Here is a 3,507-nt window from a genome sequence, read left to right as displayed (position 1 = left end):
GGGTGATAAGGATGCCATGATTGCCAGTGCTGTAAGCGCAGGACCATCATCTGTTACTGATAACGCGACGATAAAGGCACCAGATGGTGCTGTTCTGAGAGCAGGATCAAATAGCTATACCTGTTACCCTCAACAGGAGAGTATTGGCCCAATGTGTAATGATGCTGTATGGGATGCTCTTATTTCAGCAATGATGAATAAGGCCGACTTCAAGTCTGATTCAATTAGCGTGTCTTATATGCTGGCCGGCGAAGGATCAGCTATCGGTGTAAGTAATAGCGACCCGTACGCAAGTGATCCGGCAAAGAGTGATGACTGGGTGAAAGAGGGGCCACACCTCATGATTATTGTACCCGATCATTCAATGTTGGAAGGTTTGTCTACCAATCCAAATGACCCGGTATATGTGATGTGGAAAGATACCCCGTACGCTCACATTATGGTGAAGATCGCTTCCGATGAATAATTTGTTTTCTGGCCGTAGAAAAATGTTACGTGAGAGAGGGATCTCTCACTGCCCAGCCTTAAATTTTGCTGCGGCTTCGCGCAGTTTATCCTTTTTGCTCTTACGTTTACCTTTGACCGGTCCTTTCTTGTCCAGAAGCTCTACTGGCGCATAAGGTGAGCGCTCCAAGCCTTCGATGTTTTCACGAGGGATCTTCTGCTTGATGCGTTTTTATATCAATTTGAAGTGGTTGTCACTTTCGTTATCAATAAACGACAAGGCAATCCCTGATTCGCCTGCACGACCTGTACGCCCGATACGGTGTACGTAGTCTGAAGGTGAACGTGGCAGATCATAGTTCACAACGCAGGGCAGGCTGACAATGTCGATACCACGGGAGGCAAGGTCGGTCGCCACCAAAACCCGAAAGCTTTTAGATTTGAAATCGGCCAGGGCTTTTGTGCGGGCAGCCTGATTCAGATCGCCATGCAGTGCGGTAGCCGTAATCCCAACACGAGACAGCTTGAGTGCAACGTTATTGGCGCTGCGTTTGCTGGCGACAAAGACGATGACGCGGGACCAGTTTTCCTCTTTGATCAGCTGTTTCAGCAACGTGGTGCGGTTGGTCCGGTCAACCTCAATCGCGCGCTGTTGCACCTGCTCTGGGATGGTCGCTTCGATCTTAATCTCGATCTCTGTAGGATTGATCAGCAGGGTTTGCGTCAGATGTTTTACGCCATCAGGGAAGGTCGCAGAGAACAGCAAGTTCTGACGTTTACGTGGCAACAGCTTCAGAATGGCACCCAACTCATCGGCAAAACCGAGATCCAGCATGCGATCGGCTTCGTCCAATACGAGTGTTTCTACGGATTTAAGATCAGTCGCGTTGTTGTCCAGCAAATCAAGCAGACGGCCTGGCGTCGCAATCATCACATCACAACCGCCGCGCAATCCCATCATCTGTGGGTTGATGGAAACACCACCGTACACGGTCATGATCTTCAGTGATTCTGGCAGATGCTGAGCATAGGTCTTAATCGCTTCGCCCACCTGTACCGCCAGTTCCCGTGTTGGCACCAACACCAGCGCGCGTAATGGACGAACGCCCTGAGCAGGACGCTGGCTTAACGCCTCCAGAATGGGCAGGGCGAAACCCGCTGTCTTACCCGAACCGGTCTGAGCGGCAGCAACAACATCGCCACCGTTCAAAATGGCAGGAATGGCTTTGTCCTGAATTGGGGTTGGTTGTTCATAACCCTGTTCATCAAGAGCACGTACAAGAAACTTGGACAAACCAAGTGAAGCGAAAGACATAGATTAAACTCAGATTCCGGTTGGGCCTGCTGGCGTGAAGCACACGGTGTGCGACATAAACAGCAGAAAAAGAAGGCCGGTAGTTTACCAGATTAGGAGCGGCAAGGCGCGTGGGGAGCGCTGGGCGAAATCTGCGTTATGTTATCGGGAAAGGAAGAGCGGGAAGCGGGCCTTAAACTGCCCGCTTTAAATGTTATCGAAGGAGAGATTAGTCCCCTTTGTACCGTGCGGCACTGACGATACTCGCCAGATGGAAGATCGCCGCGATAATTCCGGGGATGACCAAAAGATAGGCTGCGTAGCCAACAACCGTGACGACAAAAAACATCAGGGCCATAAGAATGCGTCCCTGAATCAGCTGACCCAAACCAGGGATGAACACATTACAGAGCGCAGCAATGACGTTACCGCTACTACCTTGTTTACTCATTAAAAATCCTCCGTCTAATGCGCTTATCATCTACTAATCGGGTAGGGCAGAGCAAGAGCGCACCCGCGACAATATACAAATTCACCCAACGGATGGAATCCTTGTCATTAGAGCGTCCAGTCTGATTCGCAATAGACCAGGTGTGCGGCAGGCTCTGGACTCAAGGATAATACTGTTCCCTCTTTCGCATTTAGATATTGAGCCAGTCGCAAGTCATCGATTTGCTGCCACAGCTGCGGGTGTTGTTGCTTAAATGTGCGCAGGACAGCAGCGGCCTCGATGGGTTGTCTATTTTCGTAGTAGGCACGCGCAAGAAAGCCGGCTTGGAGGCGGGTGGTAATCGGTTGATCGGCCATTGCGATGACGGCATCGTAGTTTTGTTGTGCTAAATAGATACGCATGAGCGAATAACTGGCGTAGCCAAACGTCGTGGGTATTCGTACGGAGTCATGCATATCAAGTGCGTGTTTTAGATAACGCTCTGCCGCAACGTATTCTTCCAGATCAGTGTATGCCCAGCCGAGGAAAATTAAAGCACTGGTATGCAACAGTGGATCGGGTTGTGTGGCAATAAAGTCCTGAAGCTGTGTGATTGATTGCCGTAACAGTTGATCGTTACGACCGTGTCGCCCCAGTGCGCTTTGGTTCAGTCCTTGGTCCAGAGACGCGAAGGCCAGGTAAAAGCGGCTGAAGCGATCTAGTGTGGTCGCGCCAAGGTTTTCAGATATCTGTTTTGCTTCGTGGAAATACTCGCTGGCGAGCTGTCCGTTGTGCAGTTGCATCTGATAGAAACCTGCATAGATCAAGGTTTGTGCCAGTTCGTAGGGTTGGTTCAGCTCACGATAGAGTTTCAATGCCTTATACAGAGCTTGTTCACGGGTAGTTAGCGGGAAGCTATAGTTCTGAGCGATAGCCAGTTGGCTCGCCGCGATCATGGGCTGGTGACCGAGTTGTTGGTAAAAGTTGAGCGCTTTTTGCAGCCGTTTTTGGTTCTCGTTCAGGTCAACTAAGGGGCTTTTTTCGAGACCTTCGTTACTCGGGTTGCCTAGGTAAAATAGGTTTTCTGCCTGCGTTTGTAACTCATGGTTGCCGCCGAGTAAGCGGTCTGCTTTTATCAGCCATTGACTATGGGTATTCCAATCCATCTGTTGCCATGCGTACGCCGCTCGTAAACGATAGCTGCGTGCCATTTGTATGGCATCGGCGGCTGTTTCTGCTTTGTTTATGGCGGTCGCAATCATCGGTTCCAGGTTTGTCTTCCCTTGCCTGAACGCCAGTTCACTGCGCCAGTAGTTAATAAAGGCATCCAGACTGCGGT

General features: G+C 50.4%; 4 protein-coding genes. 1 reads left to right on the top strand and 3 read right to left on the bottom strand.

Features of this window, described 5'->3' with window-relative positions; all coding sequences use genetic code 11:
- The coding region (locus tag ABYW01_RS16950) for a hypothetical protein (RefSeq protein ID WP_372834985.1) at positions 1 to 466 on the top strand (466 nt) is incomplete at its 5' end.
- A 210-nt stretch (positions 467 to 676) separates the two neighbouring features.
- Here the strand turns inward: ABYW01_RS16950 and ABYW01_RS16945 are convergent.
- The 3 genes from ABYW01_RS16945 to ABYW01_RS16935 all read right to left on the bottom strand — a co-directional run.
- Entirely contained in the window at positions 677 to 1,759 is a 1,083-nt protein-coding gene (locus tag ABYW01_RS16945) for a DEAD/DEAH box helicase (RefSeq protein ID WP_372834982.1), read from the bottom strand.
- Positions 1,760 to 1,967: 208 nt separating this feature from the next.
- Positions 1,968 to 2,189 carry a hypothetical protein gene (locus ABYW01_RS16940; protein ID WP_372834979.1) on the bottom strand — a complete coding sequence of 74 codons (222 nt, stop codon included), beginning with the start codon at positions 2,187 to 2,189 and terminating at the stop codon, positions 1,968 to 1,970.
- 107 nt (positions 2,190 to 2,296) lie between these two features.
- The coding region (locus ABYW01_RS16935) for a hypothetical protein (RefSeq protein ID WP_372834977.1) at positions 2,297 to 3,507 on the bottom strand (1,211 nt) is incomplete at its 5' end.

This window comes from Pontibacterium sp. (genome assembly GCF_041587635.1).
GTDB lineage: Bacteria > Pseudomonadota > Gammaproteobacteria > Pseudomonadales > Balneatricaceae > Pontibacterium.
This window is presented reverse-complemented; position numbering and strand designations above follow the sequence as displayed.